The following is a 19,068-nucleotide window of genomic DNA, read 5'->3' on the forward strand; positions in this document are numbered from 1 at the left end:
ACATAATTAGTTCGTGCCAATTAAATAACTATTATATACACTACCACGGTTTACAATCTTGACAGTGAACTTACCTGTCCGACGTGGGGTGAAGGTAACTACACAGTCGTCGGTGTAATCAGCATCTCGTGCTACCAAAGTTCCATTATTGTCATATACATAAAGGTCAAGGTCGGTATCTCCATCACCTACGACAATCACCATTGCAGACTCACCAGCTTTGAAGTTGACTTCATATAAATCAGAACTTCCTGCATTAACATGACTTTCTCCATACTTAGGACCACCAACTGCACCACGGACGTTACTATTCACATCATCAATAAGAGCCAGAAGCACACCGTCATCACCTGCTTTTGCCTTAGCATCGGCAAGAAGTTTTGCCGGCTCCACTGAAACTTGTCCTTTTTTTCCAGCCTTTGATCCTGGCTGCCCCTTGTCACCTTCCACTTTCTTCTTATCCTCAAGCGTAAAGCCAGCCTTCTTGGAGATACGAGCAGCTTGAATGAGCGACAAAGCATCATCATTGGCATAACCATACTTTGATAATTCTGCTGCTAATCGTAATGCCTTTTCTCCTTCGGGAACTACTCCTGTTGCGTCTTTCTCTTCTTGTGCCATCACTGCCATTGGAAGCATCAGGGCAATCATTACAAATAATTTTTTCATAGTTTTTTAATTTAAATGATTAATAATATTATTAAAAATAGTTTTAAATAATTGTTATTGCATAATCGGTGCTAAAATTACAACATTTTTATGAAACAGCAAAGATTTTATGGAAATTATTTTAGCAATATCAGTAAATTTCACACTTTTTTATCAAAAAGCACAAAGATATAAAAAAATGTCTGTACTGCAATAGTACAGATAAAAAATATTAGTCTATCAGACAAGATTTAAAGACTGACCGACAAAATCTAAAGTTTTTTTAGCGATATTTAAACCTCATCTCGCTCTAATAGGGTTCTAGAATAATAAATAAAGTGGAACAACTCATATAATATATAAGGTGACGTCCCCAATATGCCAAGATAAGAATTATTTTCTAATTTCTAATTTCTAATTTCTAATTTCTTTGTACCTTTGCACCATAAATAATAAAAAGTGATATGAAAATTGGTATTATTGTAGCAATGGACAAGGAGCTGCGTCAACTGCAACAGCTTTTCTGTCAAGACAACGTAAGAGTGGGGAAATGTGGTATCGGCAAGGTTAATGCCGCCCTTGCCCAGACTTGTTATTTCAACCAAGTACCGTTTATCTCCTTCCGTGTCATCAGCGACATCCCCTTGCGTGACACCGATGCCTCCCAGTATCATGACTTCTGGAACACCATTGCTGACAACTCCTTCCATATCACCAAGACATTTGTTGAATCCCTTTATTAGCACACCTATGCTAAAAAAAAGAGAACTCCTGTTCGTCATATTCCTGACTCTTCTACCAACCGTCACTCTGGCTCGTGTATATGACGAAGAACACCCCTTGATCTATGAAGATGCGTGGGACCTGTGGCCATACTCGTTTGTCAATGACACTGGTGAACCCACAGGTTTCAATATCGACCTGCTCAAACTCATCTTCAACGAGCTGGATATTCCATATAGAATCAAGCTGAAGCCGACCCAGGACGCACTCAACGACCTGAAGACCGGACATGCCGACCTGATGTGCGGCATGGACGCACACTTCCATAATGAGTATGCACAATATGGCAGTAGCGTCATCCAGATATTCACCCATAGCATCGTCCATCGCAAGGACGAGCCAGTGCTCATCAAGAGCGTCGACGACCTCGCCACACAGCGCGTCATCGTGCATGACGGCAGTTTCAGCCACCATCTCATGCAGGAGTGGGGATGGGGAAAGAATGCCATACCCTATAACGACATGCAGGATGCTGTGCAGTATGTCCATAACCATAAAGGCAGTCAGATTGCATGGAACACACTGTCGCTGAAATGGCTGCTCCATAAGTTCGGCTACAACGACCTGGAGCTGACACCCGTCAACATTCCACACGGAGAATACAAGTTCATGTCTAACGACACGCGTCTGCTGGAGCAGATGGACAGTGTCTATACCAAGTTGAACTCCACAGGCAGGCTGCAACCCATCCAGAACAAGTGGTTCTATCCGGAGCACAAAGATACGGGTATCCCCTCCTGGGTATGGTATGTCGTCGCCGCACTGCTGACAGTCATTATATTCTTCCTTATCTATTATGTCTTTTCCCGTCTCTATGAGCGCAAGATGACGAAAAACATCCGACGCTCCAACAACCGCCTGTTACTCATCCTGAATACGGGTAAGGTACATATCTGGCTGTATGACATCACTACCAAGATGCTTACGAGCATCAACAGTGACGGCAAGAAGACCTCCATCCCACTGTCCCCTGACTTCATTAATTTCTATATACTTCCAGAGGACTTTGAACGGCTCAGCATTCTGATCGGTGAGATTGCCAATCGTAAGAAAGAGAGAGAGACCATGGAGTTCCATGCCGTCAAGAAGGACGACAAGACATCACATATCTTCTCCGTCAACTTCTCGGTGATGAAGCGTGACAAGAATGGCAACCCTACAGTCCTCATCGGTGCCACTACCAATATTACGAAGGCGCACCTGCGCCAACAACAGCAGAAGAGTACGATGCTGCGCTACAAGCATATCTTCAACTCTGCCTTGGTTGACACGGTGTCGTACGACGAACACGGCATCATTGATGACATGAACAATAAGGCTGTTGAGAGTATCGGTGTTGATATCCAACAGATCATCGATAGCCATTTCTCTATTCAGAATGTTATCGGAGAGCCAGACCTCTCCCTTGACAATCTGGAATATACCTACCTGACGCAGATCTACAAATCGCCAGACGATGAGCGCGCTCTCAATCGCGTCCTGCGGCGCGATGAACTGTATTATGAGCTGCAGCTGGTACCTGTCCGTGACGATGACGGTCGCCTGTTGGGAATCTACGGCACAGGACGTGATGTCACGGAGTTAGCCAAGTCCTACTCCAGTCTTCAGAAGAAGGTCACCAAGTTGCAGGAGGCAACCGACGAGCTACAGGATTATATCCATAACATCGACTACGTACTGAAGAACGGTGGGGTGCGTATTGTGGACTATTCGCCCGACACCCATACGCTGACGGTTTACAATAAGATTGAGGCCATTCAGTACCAGCTGACACAGACGCGGCTCCTGTCACTGACTGCCGAGGAATCGAAGAGCACCGTCCAGCGCATCATGAACACCATGGACAGCCTCACTCACCAGCCCGTGAAAGCCATCATCAAGTCCACCATCCGCCTCAAGGGGAACAAACCGCTATGTCTGTCTTTCTCCTTCGTGCCGGTTACCAACGACAGTGGATATGTCACCAACTATTTCGGTATGTTCCGTGACATCAGTGATATCAAGGCTACCGAGGAGCTGCTGGCACTGGAGACCAGAAAAGCACAAGAGGTGGAAGAGGTGAAAAACGCCTTCCTGCATAATATGTGCTACGAGATCCGCACTCCCCTCAACTCAGTGGTTGGCTTTGCCAAACTCATTGAGCAAAGCAACAACAGTGACGACGTGCAGTTCTTTGTCGAGGAAATCAAGAAGAACTCACGCAGTCTGCTGAACCTCATTAACAACATCCTCTTCCTGTCACGCCTTGACGCTGACATGATAGAAATCAAGCCCAAGCCCATCGACTTCCCCGTCTTCTTCGATGAACGCTGTCAGACAGCGTGGAAAAATAGCCAGCAGCCTGCCATTGGGTATATCGTCGAGAAGCCTTATGAGCATCTCACACTCGATATTGACCTGACTAATATGGGCATTATCATCGACCAGATCATCTCCAACGCTGTGCGGCATACCACCTCTGGTTACGTACGGGCACGCTTCGACTATAACGGTGAGGACCTCACCATTGCCATCGAGGACACAGGCTGCGGTATCTCCGAAGACCAGACAAGAAAGATTTTCGAGCGTTTTGTCACCACCGACAGCAACAGCAGTGGACTGGGACTGGTCATCTGCCAGGAGATTGTCAGGCTGATGGGAGGCAAGATACGCTTGAAGTCCGAGGTCGGTAAAGGCACTATCGTATGGGTCATCATCCCCTGCAGTACTGACGATGTCATCAAAGTATAAGAGTGAAGTCCGATCATTGAATAACGAAAAATAAAGACGCATGATACGAGATACGTTCCAATATATGAAAAGGTCCCTGATATTACTCCTCTGCCTTTTCTCCTTATGGTCCTCCCTCTCCGCCGATAATCACTTCGGATATACCAAGGAGAAGCCATTGGTTATTGTATGCGACTGGGACTTCCGTCCCTTCGAGTTCATTAACGCCGAGGGACAGCCTGCCGGATATAACGTCGACGTACTTAACCTGATTCTCGACCAACTCGACATTCCCCATCAGTTTGTCATGCAGGAATGGCATATCGCTACTAAAATGTTCCAGAGACGGGAAGCAGACCTCATACACGCTCTGTACGCCTTCTATAAAGATGCCCCCTATGTGTCAACCCACAAGTACATCAACTACTACAACCTGAAATTGGCACGCCGCATAGATACCAACCCACTGGACCAGCTTAATAAGCTCCAGCCGAAAGACACGCTGCTCCTAAAGGAAGACGACTATGCGGCAATGGTCCTTGCACAAAGAGACACATATCCGTTTACTATTGAATACCACTCACCGAAGGATGCCCTGACGAGCATCACCCAGGGCAAGTACAAATATTTTATCTGGGGTGAGATACCCCTGAGTCATAAGATCCAAGAGCTTGGACTCGACAATATCGTCCTCGACGATATAGACATCCCGTCAGGCGAGCTGCGAATCATCGGTTACAACAAAGACCTGATCAGCATCATTGACGACCAGTACACGCGTCTGGAACAGGCTGGCGAGCTGCAAGAGGTCTATGACCGCTGGTTCCACCCGGAGCGCATCCATGACGACACCTCACCTGTAGCACTCTATATCCTCGCAGGACTGTTCCTGGCAACCGTCGCCGTGCTGTCGCTCATAAAGATTGTCCGCCAGAGGGTCAGCCAGTCAGTACAGGAGAGCTCTGACCTGGGACAGATAATGAACCAGGTTCTTAACATGGGTGACTACTTCGTGGTGGAGTGGGACTTCAAAAACAATATGCTACGCAACAAATACGGGGATATTATCCCACAGGGCGGAATGTCACCAGAGGAGTTCCTCAAGCGCATGCCCGAAGAGGAAGGCAGACAGTTTCACGAACTCAACGAACAGCTTGCATCTGGTATCATCAACCACTTCGACATGACCCTCAGACTTAATCAGGGCTCCAGTGAGTCACCATGCTGGAGGACCTTCTACGGCAATGCCATCGCCGAAAGGGAAAACAGCATCAACAGTCAGTCGCCAGGGAAGCTGCTCTATATTGTCTATACCACGAAGGACATCACTGACGAGCTTAACGAGAACCAACGCATTAAGACCATTACCAACAAGTACAAGAAGATGTTCGACACCAACCTTGTCGCGATGTCATTCTACGATGCCAACGGCAAACTCCTTGACATCAACCAGAAGATGCGCGAGTTCTGCGAGATAAACGACAAGAACGAGCAGTATTACCGTACCACCTCGCTCTTTGACTTCCCAAGCCTCAAAGGTATCTATCTGCCTGGCACTCGCGAGATCTTACATACCTGTCAGCATATCCACGAGCCGCAAATGGGAATAGACAAATATTCTGAGTCCCGCATCCGTCCCGTGATAAATGACAATGATGAGTTGGTCTTCTATATCGTCACCAACCGTGACATCACCGCCGAGCGTAACATCTATCTAGGACAGCGAGAGCATGACCGCCAGCTGCACGCCATCAACAAGGCTGCCAAACACTATGAGGAACAGCTCTGCTACTTATTGAAGGAGAGTAAGATGTATATCTGGCACTATCTCCCGGAGAAGGATATCGTCAACATGTCACGTACTACCGGACAGACAGAATTCACGGAGACTATAGAGGAATATCTGGAGACCATCAGTCCACAAGCCCGCGAGAAAGGTATGGAAGAGATACGCAGTGCCATACAACAGGGCAAGCCATACAATACGATCCTGCCCTTCGAGCATACACTCTTCGATAGCGAGCCCACATGGTATTCCATCTCCGGCATCCCCATCTTCAATAAAGACGGGCAACTCACCGAGTATTTCGGACTCTCGCGTAATATCACAGAGCTCATGGAAGCACAGGAGAAGCTACGCATTGAGACGGCACGTGCTGAGAACTCCGGACGACTCAAGGCTGCCTTCCTCGCCAACATGACACATGAGATACGAACACCTCTCAACGCCATCGTCGGATTCTCTGACGTGCTGTCCATGGTTGACGATGCCAACGAAAAGCAGGAGTTCATACGCATCATCCGTAATAACTGTGACATGCTCCTCCGGCTCATCAGCGATATCCTTGAGGTATCCGACATCGACTCACGTCCTCTTGCCATCGAACCCACTGACGTGGACTTCGCACAGTTCTTCAATGACATCTGCCAGACCATCGAGCAACGTATGCAGAAGCCTGAAGTCCAGTTCATCAAAGACAATCCCTATCAGGTCTTCAACACACGCCTTGACAAAGGACGCATACAACAGATCATCACCAATTTCGTGACTAATGCTATCAAATACACTAAGGAGGGACACATCAAGGTGGGATACCGCTATTGCGAGGGAGACGACCAGCAGCCCGGACTCTACATCTACTGCGAAGACACGGGTACAGGTATCCCGAAGGAGAAACAGGCTTCCATCTTCGAGCGTTTTGTCAAACTGGATGAGTTTGTGCAAGGAACTGGTCTGGGACTGGCTATCAGCAAGAGTATTGTAGAGCGTTGCGGCGGCACCATCGGTGTCACCAGCGAAGGATTAGGTCATGGCTCCACCTTCTGGTGTCAGATTCCCTGTGAACAGAATAAAGATTAATTAAAAACTACTCCCCTTCTCCCGTTTTCTCTTGGAATGCCGATGTACAGGGCATTTCGGTACGGGAGTAGTTGGCATAACTACTCCCGTACTACTCCCTTTTTTGCAGGCTCATCTCCTTTTTGTGAAAAAAGAGAGGTGGGGAGGCTAGTGGATTCGAGAAAAAGTTGTAACTTTGTAGTCGATATATCAACTATGATATTATCAACATTAATTACAAACCATTAATTTCATAACTATTAATGACAACAAAGGATCTAACTATCAGAGCCGATTATCGGAATGTACCTAAAGGGTATCAACTATGTTTTATGGAAACATGTCCTATGAAGGACGAGTGTCTGAGGTATCTTGCTGGCAAGGAAATGCCAGAGGATCGGGACTGGGGACCTGCTGTCTATCCGAATATAAAGATGACAGAGAGGGGTTGCCGACTATTTGCCACTGGTCAGCCCGTCAAGATGGCATGGGGTTTCGGCAAACTATTCGAGGAGGTGAGGAGCAAACATGAAAGGGGATTACGTACTGCTATGCGACAATATCTCAACGGCACCAGCAATTACTATCGTTATAACAATGGCGAACGGATGCTGAATGAGGAGCAACAGAAGTGGATTATCCAACTCTTCCAACGCACTGGCTATACGGAAAACCTGGTCTTCGAACATTATGCCTATGTATATGATTTCTTCACTTTCTGACGAAGAAGGAAGGACGTTTATAATTTTTATACTCCATTAATATTATTCCCAAGGGTTTTCCGAATATCTGGGAATCCCATTCCGGAGGCTTCGTAGAGGTACTCCTGATATCTCGTACGGGGTATCCCGATAATGGGAATCTTAAATCCCTAGTATCTGGAAGGGGTGTGCCTCCTAAAAGGTATTGCAAAAGGGATTATTTTTTTGTATCTTTGCCATTGCTTTTGAGAACACATTATTAACTAAATTTATTAACAAACTATGTTTAAAAATTCCAATTCACAAAGCGAGACCCTTACGGCTTCGCAGGAGGGAACTCTAGGCACAGAGTTATTCCTCCAAGACAATTACCTCTTCCGTCGCAACGTATTGAGCGGAAAGGTAGAGTTCGCAACCCTTCCTGCAGAGGAACTTGTTTACAGGACACTCACCCAACAGGCGCTGAACAGCATCATCATCCGTGCCAAGCGAGAGGGAGTCTGTGAGAAAGGGAGTCCGAAAACGGAAATCTTGGAACTGATTCATTCCGAGGAGGTTCCAACGTTCAATCCTGTCCAGGACTTCCTGGAACACCTGGCAAAGTGGGACGGACAGAACCATGTAGCGAAGTTGTTCGGCAGACTACCTGGTATCACGACCGAGCAGCATGGGTTCCTTGCCGTATGGATCCGCTCGATGGTCGCTCACTGGTTGCAAATGGACACCATTCATGGTAACGAGTGCGTACCTATTTTAATAGGTGCACAGGGATGTGGCAAGACAACCTTCGTCACCCGACTGCTCCCACCCCACCTGCGAGAGTATTTCCTCGACCATCTGAACCTCTCGAACAAGTTCGACAAGGAGATGGCACTGACCAACAACCTGCTGGTGAACCTCGACGAGTTGGAGGCCATACGTCCCAGTCAGCATGCCCATCTGAAACAGACCCTGTCGAAGTCGAAGGTCAACGGTCGTCCTATCTTCGGCTGCTCGCAAGAAGACCGTCCAAGGTTTGCCTCCTTCGTCGCCACCACCAACAATCCCCATCCGCTGACGGATGCCACTGGTTCACGCCGATACATCTGTCTGGCGGTACCCCAAGGACAACTCATCGACAACGAGGATGAGATTGACTATGAGCAGTTGTATGCACAGGTGCTTTATGAGATTAGGGAATTGAAGGTACCCTATTGGTTCAACAATGCGGAAGTGGCCCGTATCCAAGAGTTGAACCTCAACTACATGGAGCAGAAAGACATTGCCGAGATGATCAAGGTATGTTTCAGGAAACCCAAGGAGGGAGAACGTATCAAGACTATCAATAGCACAGAGATGTTGAAAGTCATCCAGCAGGAATACCCCTTCGTCAAGATTGACAGAAGCAGCAGGATTCAACTTGGATTCGCCATGAGGGACTTAGGCTATGAGCATGTGGAGCATAGTCATGTCGCCTATTACAAAGCGATACCACAAAAAAGTGCATAAAAAAGGGACTAGTACGGGAGTAGTTGCGACAACTACTCCCGTACTGAAACGCCCTATACACCGCCGTTTCACGAAGAAACGGGAGAAGGGGAGATGTTTTATTGTTTATTTGCTTTTTTACGCTGGTCGTGGTCAAGGATGATCTTACGCATACGCATCGACTGGGGAGTAACCTCCACGAGCTCATCTTCCTTGATATACTCCAGACACTCTTCGAGTGACATGACAGTCTTGGGGATGATACGAGCCTTGTCATCCGTACCAGAGGCACGGACGTTCGTCAACTGCTTTGCCTTGGCGACATTCACCACGAGGTCGTTGTCATGGACATGCTCGCCGACTACCTGGCCCATATAAACCTCCTCACCCGGGTCAATGAAGAACTTACCACGGTCCTGTAACTTATCAATCGAATAAGCGAAGGCAGTACCTGTCTCCAAGGCAATCATCGAGCCGTTAACACGACGCTCGATATCCCCTTTGTATGGTTGGTATTCCTTGAAGCGGTGTGCCATGATCGCCTCACCCTGTGAAGCCGTCAGCACGTTGGTACGCAGTCCTATAATACCACGGGAAGGGATGTCAAACTCGATATTCGTACGTTCACCCTGGGACTCCATCGATGTCAACTCTCCCTTACGGCGTGTCACCATGTCAATCATCTTAGAGGCGAACTCCTCCGGGACATTGATCGTCAGTTCCTCGATAGGTTCACATTTCTGTCCGTCAATCTCCTTATATATAACCTGAGGCTGTCCGACCTGCAGCTCATAACCCTCACGACGCATCGTCTCGATGAGGACGGAGAGATGCAGCACACCACGACCACTGACCACCCAGCGGTCTGTTGCATCCTCGAAAGGTTCTACACGGAGAGCGAGATTCTTCTCCAGTTCCTTCTCCAGACGGTCGTTGATATGACGGGAGGTCACGAACTTACCCTCTTTGCCGAAGAAAGGAGAGTCGTTAATGGTGAAGAGCATCGACATGGTAGGCTCGTCGATGGCAATAGGTGGCAGCGCCTCCGGGTTCTCGGCATCACAGATGGTGTCACCAATCTCGAATCTCTCCAAGCCGATGACGGCACAGATATCACCACAGTCTACCTGGTCGGTACGGGTATGTCCCATACCGTCGAAGGTATGCAGTTCCTTAATCTTCGTCTTCTCCATGGTACCGTCACGATGGGCGATGGTCACCTGCTGTCCGTCTTTCAGGCTGCCACGATGAACACGACCCACAGCGATACGACCTGTATAGCTCGAATAGTCAAGAGAGGTAATCAGCATCTGTGGTGTACCCTCCAACTGCTTAGGTGCAGGAATCACCTCCACGATCTTGTCCAGCAGGTAGGTGATGTCATTAGTGGGTGTGTTATAGTCCTCACCCATCCATCCGTTCTTCGCGGAGCCATAGACAACGGGGAAGTCCAACTGATCCTCCGTCGCATCCAATGAGAACATCAGGTCGAAGACCATCTCATATACCTCCTCCGGACGACAATTCGGTTTATCGACCTTGTTGACCACCACGATAGGTTTCAGTCCTATCTGCAACGCCTTCTGCAACACAAAACGTGTCTGTGGCATCGGACCCTCGAAGGCATCCACCAGCAGCAGGCAGCCGTCTGCCATATTGAGCACACGCTCCACCTCACCACCGAAGTCCGAGTGTCCCGGTGTGTCGATGATGTTGATCTTTGTTCCTTTCCAGTTAATACTTACATTCTTCGAAAGAATCGTGATGCCTCGCTCACGCTCCAGATCGTTAGCGTCCAACACCTGACTACTAAGGTTCTGTCCCTCACGAAACAGATTACCTGCCAGCATCATCTTGTCCACGAGCGTCGTCTTGCCGTGGTCTACATGTGCGATAATCGCAATGTTACGGATATCCTGCATATTCCTTTTCCTTTTAATTCGGGTGCAAAGGTACAACTTTTCCAATAAATATTTGTCCGTTTTGCAAAAAAGTTGTACCTTTGCACCCGCATTTGACGATGTACCCCACTTCCGATGAGGGTGGCAGGCATCCGAAAGATGTATTATATTAACAATTAAATCATCAAAATTATGTATTTAGATTCAGCAAAAAAGAAAGAGATCTTTGAGAAGCATGGCAAGGCAGTAACAGACACAGGTTCCGCAGAGAGCCAGATTGCATTGTTCACCTATCGTATCAGTCACCTGACAGAGCATCTGAAGAAGAACCACAAGGACTTTGGTACCGCTCGCTCCCTGACAAAGATGGTAGGTCAGCGTCGTAAGCTCCTGAAGTATCTCTACAACAAGGACATCAACCGCTACCGTGCTATTGTGAAGGCACTTGGTCTGCGTAAATAAGATGTAAGGACAAAAAAGAAATCCCGTTCCAATTGGAGCGGGATTTCTTTTTGTTATTTCTGTATCGTGATATTCACGTTTTTCTTCTTGATATGCTCACAGTTAGTAAACACGGCATCCTTCTTGGCAAGGATATTCACATCCTGAAGGGTGATGCCGTTAATGGGCATCTCAGGTAAACCATTAAACTCCATGGCACGTCCTGCGCCATTGCAGATGACATTCTTAATATCGATATTACGGAAGATGGGAGTCTCCTCCGTCACAGGCATCTTAGTAGTATTGTCAGGGTTGTCACCATCAGCAAGCATCTCGGCGACAGACTTTCCACCATAATACATATTAAAGGTAATAGCATCCGTCTTGATATCCGTCATTGACACCTTATTAATATATATATTCTCCACGATACCACCACGACCACGGGTAGACTTGAAACGCAAGCCGACATCTGTTCCGAGGAATTGACAGTTTTCCACGAGGATGTTCCTCACGCCACCACTCATCTCCGAGCCGACAACAAAACCACCATGTCCGGCGAAGACGGTGCAGCCGTCGACCACCACGTTCTCACAAGGTCTGCCACGACGACGACCGTCGGCATCCTTACCGCTCTTGATACAGATGCCATCATCACCTGCATCGAAACGAGAGTTGACGATGAGAGCGTTTTTACATGACTCCAAGTCAAGGGCATCCCCATTCTGTGCGTAACTGGGGTTACGTACTAACACCTGATCGATAATCACGTTCTCACACATCAGTGGATGGAGGTTCCAAGCGGGAGAGTTTTGGAAAATTACCCCTTTCAGCATCACATTCTTACACTGCACGAAAGAGATCATCACAGGACGCAGAAAACGCTTGATGGCATTCCACTCTTCCTCGGTCTGGGCATTGGGTACGTTCATATTCGCCCCCTGTTCACCTCTGGCATAACCGGCGGAAGGGACCCAGTAGCCGGGTTTCATCTCCTGACTGCCGGGAATAGCGAGCAGTTCCTTCCAGTGTGCCTCTGTCACCTTTCCTTTCTTGACAGGACGCCAGTACTGACCGTTACCGTCAATCACACCCTTACCCGTGATGGCGATATTCGTTGCACCCTTGGCATAGATTGGTGACTGCAGGCGGCGGGTGTCCAAGCCCTCAAAGGAAGTCTCAATGATGGGATACAGACTCTCGTCAGCTGCAAAGAGGATGACGGCACCAGCTCTGAGGTGCAACTCGATATTACTCTTGAGAACGATAGGTCCTGTGTGCCATACTCCCTGTGGGACGATTAATTTACCACCACCCTTCTTACTCAGGGCATCAATCGCCTTGGCAAATGCCTCCGTATTGAGGGTCACACCATCACCTATGGCTCCGAAATCAGTGAGTTTCACCTGATGGTCAGGAATTTCGGGAGCACTGATCTCCGGCATAGTGAACGGTAAATTCTCCGTAAACTTCTTGTACGGGTTATCCGCTTGCACACTCAGGCTGACAGCCAGTGCTGCCACAATTGTCAGAAATAGTTTTTTCATACGCAGTTTGTTTTAGTGTTATAATATTTCTTTCAAAGGAATCATGACAAAATCACGTTCTCGCATCAACGGATGTGGTATTTTTAAGTCAGGCTCCTCCACCTCCCAGTCATCGTAGAGCAGGATGTCAATGTCGATGGGGCGGTCTTTAAAAGTTGGAAGTTGAGAGTTCAACATTGAAAGTTGACGCTTGGTAGCGTGAGCCTTCGTTTTTCCCAATTCCCGCTCTATCTTCTGTGTCACCTTGAGCACCTGGCGAGGGGTGAGGGTTGTCTCACAGAGTATGACCCCGTTAAGGAAGCGATGCTCAGACTCGAAGCCCCAAGGGACTGTCTCTATCAGCGACGACTGTCGGACGACCTCTCCAACCCGTTCATGGAGAAGGTCTATTGCCTTACGGATATTCCCCTCCCTGTCGCCCAGGTTCGAACCGAGACCCAAATACACCTGATGACTAGTCATCGAGGATCAGCATCGCATCACCATAGCATCCAAACATATAGCCGTTCTTCACAGCCTGCTCATAAGCCTCATAGACCAATTCGTAACCACCAAACGCCGCTGTCGCCATCATCATGGTAGACTCGGGATGGTAGAAATTAGAGATCAACGAGTTAGCGAGTCCGAAATCATAAGGAGGGAAGATGAACTTATTCGTCCATCCGTCGAACTCCTTCAACAGACCGTCAGTACCCACTGCCGATTCCGTGGCACGTAGGGTGCTGACACCCACAGCACAGATGCGATGACCGCCAGCCTTCGCGTCATTCACCACCTTACATGCTTCCGCCTTGATCATCATCTGCTCCGAGCTCATCTTATGCTTGGTAAGGTCCTCTACCTCTATCGGGTCAAAGCAACCCAAGCCACAATGGACAGTGATATAAGAGAAATTAACTCCATAAATCTCCAGACGCTTCATCAACTCACGACTGAAATGCAGTCCCGAGGCTGGAGCCGTCACGGCTCCCTCGTTCTTAGCATAGATGGTCTGGAAGTTCTCCATATCATCCGCTGTCACCTCACGATTATCAATAATATAACGAGGAACAGGGGCGGAACCCAAGGCGAACAACTCACGTTTGAACTCATCGTGAGGACAGTCATAGAGGAAACGCAGTGTCCTTCCACGACTGGTGGTATTATCTATCACCTCAGCTACCATTGGACCATCATCCTCGAAGAACAGCTTGTTGCCGATACGGATCTTACGAGCCGGTTCCACCAGGACGTCCCAGAGGCGTAACTCCTCATTAAGCTCACGCAACAGGAACACCTCGATCTTGGCATCCGTCTTCTCCTTCGTGCCATAGAGACGTGCCGGGAACACCTTCGTGTCGTTAAGGACCATAGCATCACCCTCTTCGAAGTAGTTCACAATATCTCGAAATAACAGCGGCTGGTCGGTATCCTTGCCTTTGTCATCCTTCTGGAACATATCGATGGTCTGGCTCTTACGATGCACCACCATCAGACGACATTCGTCACGACGGTAGACCTTCTCTACCGTACCATCCTCGTTCTCAAAAACTTTATGAGGCGGTTCTAATGCCACCTGTGCCTCTGGCAGTTTGAATTTGAATTGTGATAGTTTCATTGATTATTTCATTATTTCTGAATTTCGTTATTATGATATGACAATCCCTCAATCTCTTGCTGGTCAAGCCAGGCAGAGAAATTATCGATGGTGATGCAGTCTTCAATGCGCACACTCCCCAGTCGCGTGCGGCAGAGCGCTGTCAAATGAGCTCCGCTATGAAGAGCCCTTCCGATGTCACGAGCCAGAGAGCGGATGTAAGTACCCTTGCCACAACAGACACGGATACTCATCTGCATGGTCTTTGGCTGGAAGTCGGTGAGCTCCAGTTCACTGATATGGATTGTCTTGGCAGCCAACTGCACCTCCTTACCTTTACGTTTCAACTCATAGGCACGATCGCCCCCTATCTTACAGGCAGAATATTGGGGAGGCACCTGCTGAATGTCACCAACAAAACTCGTCAGCACTTCCTCTATCAGTTCACGGGTGATATGCTCCGTAGGGTAAGTTTGATCCACCTCATGCTCAAGGTCATAACTAGGAGTAGTACTACCCAATTGCAGCGTAGCGGTATATTCCTTGTCATGAAGCTGCAGGCGTTCTATCTCCTTGGTCTTCTTCCCCGTACAGAGAATCAGCACCCCAGTTGCCAAGGGATCGAGGGTTCCGGCATGTCCTGTCTTGACCCGTTTAACTCCCACTTTCCTTGAGATACGAGTCCGGACATACGCCAAGGCACCAAAAGATGTCATACCGTAGGGCTTGTTAATGTAGATATATTCGCCTGTGAGAAAGTTCATTAGTCAACCATTGCAAGAGAGTGACCCGTCAGCAACAACACGATGATGATACCACCGACTATGATACGATAAATACCAAATGCCTTAAAGCCATATTTTGTTAAGAAAGACACAAACCATTTCATGGCAAACAATGCAACCACGAAGGCGACAGCACATCCTAGCAGCAACATAGTGATGTTATGTGGAGTAGCCCATGCGGCATCCTCTTTCAGCAGATCCATCAAGTCAAGCAACGTAGCACCTGCCATAGTCGGCACGGCAAGGAAGAAAGAGAACTCCGCCGCACGCTTACGGGTCAATCCTTGTGTCATACCGCCCACGATGGTTGCCATCGAGCGTGACACACCTGGTATCACAGAGATACACTGATAAAGACCAATGTTAAACGCACGTCTCTCGTTGACCTTATTATTGTCTGAGCCCTTATTGAACAACTTGTCACAGAACAACATGAAGATGCCACCTACAACCAGCATAATAGCAACCACCAATACACTATCAAGCAGCCAGTCCAGCAGTCCTGACTTTTTCGCCAACAGTCCTATCACGACTGCAGGAATGACACCGACGATTAGCAACCAGTAAAAATAATACTTATGTTTGAGTCGCTGCAACAGACTGCTGCTTGCAGGCGCTGGACTATGGTCAAACTGAAAGAAACGCTTCCAATAGAGACAGACTACCGACAAGATGGCTCCAAACTGAATAATGAATGTAAAAGCATGGACGAACGGGTCGCCCTGAGGGATTCCCAATAAGTTCTGGGTGATAATCATATGTCCCGTTGAGGAAACAGGCAAAAACTCCGTCAAACCTTCAACAATAGCAATAATAACCGTTTCCAACCAGTTCATTTCTCTACCTCCTTATCTTTAGGTTTACGCATTACGGCATAAATCATAGACACAAAGCCGAAGAGACATACCAGCGGGGCTACTTTGATGCGACGGGCACTGAAAATATCAGGATTATAAGCACTCTCCGTAGAGCCTGCACCACTCATCAAGATAAAACCGATGACAACAATCACCATGCCCACGACCAAAAGAATATAGTTGACACGATCAAATGCTAAATTTCTCTTATCCATAAATTAAAAACTTTGAACTACAAACTAAATCTTATAAAGCTCTCCCGCCGTCATCTTCAAGAACTTATTGACGGCAAGCCATGCACACAGCGCCGTGATTAATAGTCCGAAAAGAAATACCGCACCAGCTGTAATGGCAAGTTCCTCCCACTGTATAATAGTCAGTATACCTGGCTGTGTCAAATACAACCCATAGAAACAGGCACCTAATACGATATTCGCCAAGATGGCTGCGATGAGACCGACCATGACGGCATTGCGAATGAACGGGCGACGAATAAAACCCCAAGATGCGCCAACCAGTTTCATGGTATGGATAATAAAACGTCGGGCATAAACACTCAGGCGTACCGTATTACTAATCAGAGAGAAAGACACAAAAGTTAGCAGTACCGCCAATACCAACAGGATGATACTGATACGACTCAGATTGAAATTCACCTGATCCACTAGATCCTCCATGTAGGCAATATCACTGACACGGGCATCCTTCCGTATCTCCTTGACAATCCATTTCAGCGAGTCACGGTTGGCATAATCAGACTTTAACTGAATCTCCAAAGTGGCAGAAAAGGGATTGAAGCCAAGAAACTCCGATGGGTCGCTACCCAGTTCTTTCGTCTGTTCCTTCTGTGCTTGTTCCTTGCTGATATAATCGATATTGCGAGCAAAGGGACGATGGTACAGGTCACGGCAGAGACGATGTGCTTGGTTTACGGATACATAATCTTTCAGCATTACAGTAACGGTCAGATTCTCTTTCATATGGTTCGACAAGTTACGAGCCAGTAAGACAGAAAACACCACCATACCTAATAATATCAATACCATTGTAGTACTGATACAAAGTGTAACAACCTGCATACCACGACGGTTGCGGGTTCTTTTTCTTTTGTTTCCCATTTCCTTTTTAGACGTAATACACCTAATTTGCTGCAAATTTACAATAAATCAGTCTAAAAACAAAACAATTTACGTTTTATTTACTAATTTTGCAATCGAAATGATAACACGACACCTATGAGTACGATTATTTATCCCTCCCCTATATTCGGTCCGGTACACAGTCGAAGACTGGGTATCTCCTTGGGTATCAATCTTCTGCCTGCTGATGGCAAGGTTTGTTCCTTCGACTGTATCTATTGTGAATGCGGCTTTAATGAAGACCACCGGCCTACCCTTCCCTTGCCTACTCGAGAAGAAGTAGCACAAGCTTTGGAGAAGAAGCTTCAAAAGATGACAACTGAAGGACAGTTGCCCGACGTGCTAACCTTCGCAGGGAATGGAGAGCCGACGTGCCACCCCCATTTTGCGGAGATCATCTATGACACCATTCTGTTGCGTGACCAATACTGTCCAAAAGCGAAAGTATGCGTACTGAGTAACTCGACAATGATCCACCGCCAGCAGGTTCATGATGCTTTGATGAAAGTAGATGACAACATTCTCAAACTGGACACCGTTGATCCCGACTATATCAATAAGGTAGACCATCCCAACGGCACTTATGATGTCAATGCCATCATTGAACATATGAAGGCGTTCCACGGACATCTCATTATCCAGACAATGTTCATGCGGGGTACCATTCAACAGTCAATGGAGTCCGTTGACAACACCGGTGAAGAATATGTAGTTCCCTGGCTGGAGGTCATCAAACAAGTCAAGCCCCAGCAAGTGATGGTCTATACCATTGACCGTGAGACACCAGCGCAAGGATTAGAAAAAGCAAGTCGCGAACAGTTGGATGCCATTCGCGACCGTGTGATAGCGGCAGGGATACCCTGCTCTGCAAGTTATTAGGATTTACATCTTCGTAATGATGCCTATCTTAGAGGCACGGATAAACTCGATGATGTGACGGATAAACGGTCCATCAGGTACCTGTTCCTCTATTTGGTTGACAGCATCAAACGTGGAGGTCTTACCATGAAACAGAAGGCGATAGGCATTAGCTAAATGCTTCAACGTTTTCTCATCAACACCATGAAGACGAGCCACCTGCATATTCACGCCCCCATACTCCACATTCTTAGTACAGATAATAAAAGGTGGCACGTCCTTAGAGAACGTAGTTCCTGCCTGTATCATAGCCCCACGTCCCACACGGGTCTTGGCATTCTCAATGACACTGGAAGAGTATATCACGCCATCCTCAATCTCACAGTCACCTGCGATCTTAGTACCATAACCAAAGACACATCGATTACCCACTTTCGTATCGTGAGAGATATGGGCGCCCTCCATCAGTACATTGTCGTTACCTATAACAGTTTTTCCACCTTTATGAGTAGCTCGGTTAACAACCACATTCTCACGGAAGATGTTATTATCACCAACTATACACTCAGTCTTTTCACCACAGAATTCAAAGTCCTGAGGCAAAGCTCCAATGACTGTACCTTGGTGAATCTTATTCTTATTACCCATGCGGGTACCATTACAAATGCTGACGAAGGGGAAGATGATACAGTCGTCGCCAATCACCACATCACCCTCGATATACACAAAGGGGAATATCTTACAATTATTGCCGATCTTCGCTCTGGGATCTATCTCGGCCTTGGGACTTATTTCACTTGCCATAACTCTAAACTCT

General features: G+C 47.4%; 17 protein-coding genes. 7 read left to right on the top strand and 10 right to left on the bottom strand.

Annotated elements, in window-relative coordinates; genetic code table 11:
• Window positions 1-6 precede the first annotated feature (6 nt).
• Window positions 7-669: a PPC domain-containing protein gene (locus BM257_RS00095; RefSeq protein ID WP_092067034.1), complete on the bottom strand. Its 663-nt coding sequence runs from the start codon at window positions 667-669 to the stop codon at window positions 7-9.
• A gap of 443 nt (window positions 670-1,112) precedes the next feature.
• Here BM257_RS00095 and BM257_RS00100 point away from each other — a divergent pair, with 443 nt between their 5' ends.
• The 5 genes from BM257_RS00100 to BM257_RS00120 all read left to right on the top strand — a co-directional run bounded on the left by BM257_RS00100 (window position 1,113) and on the right by BM257_RS00120 (window position 9,168).
• Window positions 1,113-1,391, top strand: coding sequence for a phosphorylase family protein (locus BM257_RS00100; protein WP_092067035.1), 279 nt, complete (start codon window positions 1,113-1,115; stop codon window positions 1,389-1,391).
• Between the two features lie 7 nt (window positions 1,392-1,398).
• Complete coding sequence (locus BM257_RS00105; RefSeq protein ID WP_177215954.1) at window positions 1,399-4,161, top strand: ATP-binding protein; 2,763 nt, start codon at window positions 1,399-1,401, stop codon at window positions 4,159-4,161.
• A 40-nt stretch (window positions 4,162-4,201) separates the two neighbouring features.
• Entirely contained in the window at window positions 4,202-7,000 is a 2,799-nt protein-coding gene (locus BM257_RS00110; protein ID WP_092067037.1) for an ATP-binding protein, read from the top strand.
• Window positions 7,001-7,242: 242 nt separating this feature from the next.
• On the top strand, window positions 7,243-7,701 hold the full coding sequence (locus BM257_RS00115) for a DUF6078 family protein (protein WP_255405401.1): 459 nt from the start codon (window positions 7,243-7,245) through the stop codon (window positions 7,699-7,701).
• Window positions 7,702-7,962: 261 nt separating this feature from the next.
• Window positions 7,963-9,168, top strand: a complete 1,206-nt coding sequence (locus BM257_RS00120) for a VapE domain-containing protein (protein ID WP_092067039.1) — start codon at window positions 7,963-7,965, stop codon at window positions 9,166-9,168.
• A gap of 98 nt (window positions 9,169-9,266) precedes the next feature.
• Here the strand turns inward: BM257_RS00120 and typA are convergent, their stop codons facing one another.
• A complete protein-coding gene (gene typA / locus BM257_RS00125; RefSeq protein WP_092067040.1) occupies window positions 9,267-11,069 on the bottom strand; it encodes a translational GTPase TypA in 1,803 nt (600 codons plus the stop codon).
• 171 nt (window positions 11,070-11,240) lie between these two features.
• Here typA and rpsO point away from each other — a divergent pair, with 171 nt between their 5' ends.
• Window positions 11,241-11,510, top strand: coding sequence for a 30S ribosomal protein S15 (rpsO, locus tag BM257_RS00130; protein ID WP_092067041.1), 270 nt, complete (start codon window positions 11,241-11,243; stop codon window positions 11,508-11,510).
• Window positions 11,511-11,563: 53 nt separating this feature from the next.
• On the opposite strand, the gene BM257_RS00135 is transcribed toward rpsO, so the two are convergent.
• From BM257_RS00135 to BM257_RS00165, 7 genes are read right to left on the bottom strand one after another with little or no spacing between them, the layout of a single operon-like run.
• A complete protein-coding gene (locus BM257_RS00135) occupies window positions 11,564-13,036 on the bottom strand; it encodes a glycoside hydrolase family 28 protein (protein ID WP_092067042.1) in 1,473 nt (490 codons plus the stop codon).
• Between the two features lie 18 nt (window positions 13,037-13,054).
• A complete protein-coding gene (folK, locus tag BM257_RS00140) occupies window positions 13,055-13,498 on the bottom strand; it encodes a 2-amino-4-hydroxy-6-hydroxymethyldihydropteridine diphosphokinase (protein WP_092067043.1) in 444 nt (147 codons plus the stop codon).
• Complete coding sequence (gene queA / locus BM257_RS00145; RefSeq protein WP_092067044.1) at window positions 13,491-14,633, bottom strand: tRNA preQ1(34) S-adenosylmethionine ribosyltransferase-isomerase QueA; 1,143 nt, start codon at window positions 14,631-14,633, stop codon at window positions 13,491-13,493. The genes folK and queA overlap by 8 nt, the downstream gene beginning before the upstream one ends.
• 11 nt (window positions 14,634-14,644) lie before the next feature.
• Window positions 14,645-15,376, bottom strand: coding sequence for a tRNA pseudouridine(55) synthase TruB (truB, locus tag BM257_RS00150; RefSeq protein ID WP_092067045.1), 732 nt, complete (start codon window positions 15,374-15,376; stop codon window positions 14,645-14,647).
• Window positions 15,376-16,233: an undecaprenyl-diphosphate phosphatase gene (locus BM257_RS00155; RefSeq protein ID WP_092067046.1), complete on the bottom strand. Its 858-nt coding sequence runs from the start codon at window positions 16,231-16,233 to the stop codon at window positions 15,376-15,378. The genes truB and BM257_RS00155 overlap by 1 nt, the downstream gene beginning before the upstream one ends.
• On the bottom strand, window positions 16,230-16,469 hold the full coding sequence (locus BM257_RS00160) for a DUF3098 domain-containing protein (protein WP_092067047.1): 240 nt from the start codon (window positions 16,467-16,469) through the stop codon (window positions 16,230-16,232). Before BM257_RS00160 ends, BM257_RS00155 begins: the two co-directional genes overlap by 4 nt.
• Window positions 16,470-16,493: 24 nt before the next feature.
• Window positions 16,494-17,372 carry a cell division protein FtsX gene (locus BM257_RS00165; protein ID WP_092067049.1) on the bottom strand — a complete coding sequence of 293 codons (879 nt, stop codon included), beginning with the start codon at window positions 17,370-17,372 and terminating at the stop codon, window positions 16,494-16,496.
• A 117-nt stretch (window positions 17,373-17,489) separates the two neighbouring features.
• Here BM257_RS00165 and BM257_RS00170 point away from each other — a divergent pair, with 117 nt between their 5' ends.
• Entirely contained in the window at window positions 17,490-18,272 is a 783-nt protein-coding gene (locus BM257_RS00170; RefSeq protein ID WP_092067051.1) for a radical SAM protein, read from the top strand.
• 3 nt (window positions 18,273-18,275) lie between these two features.
• Here BM257_RS00170 and lpxA read toward each other — a convergent pair whose 3' ends face one another.
• Window positions 18,276-19,055, bottom strand: coding sequence for an acyl-ACP--UDP-N-acetylglucosamine O-acyltransferase (lpxA, locus tag BM257_RS00175; RefSeq protein WP_092067053.1), 780 nt, complete (start codon window positions 19,053-19,055; stop codon window positions 18,276-18,278).
• Window positions 19,056-19,068 lie beyond the last annotated feature (13 nt).

It is taken from the genome of Prevotella sp. tf2-5 (assembly GCF_900115435.1).
Lineage (GTDB): Bacteria > Bacteroidota > Bacteroidia > Bacteroidales > Bacteroidaceae > Prevotella.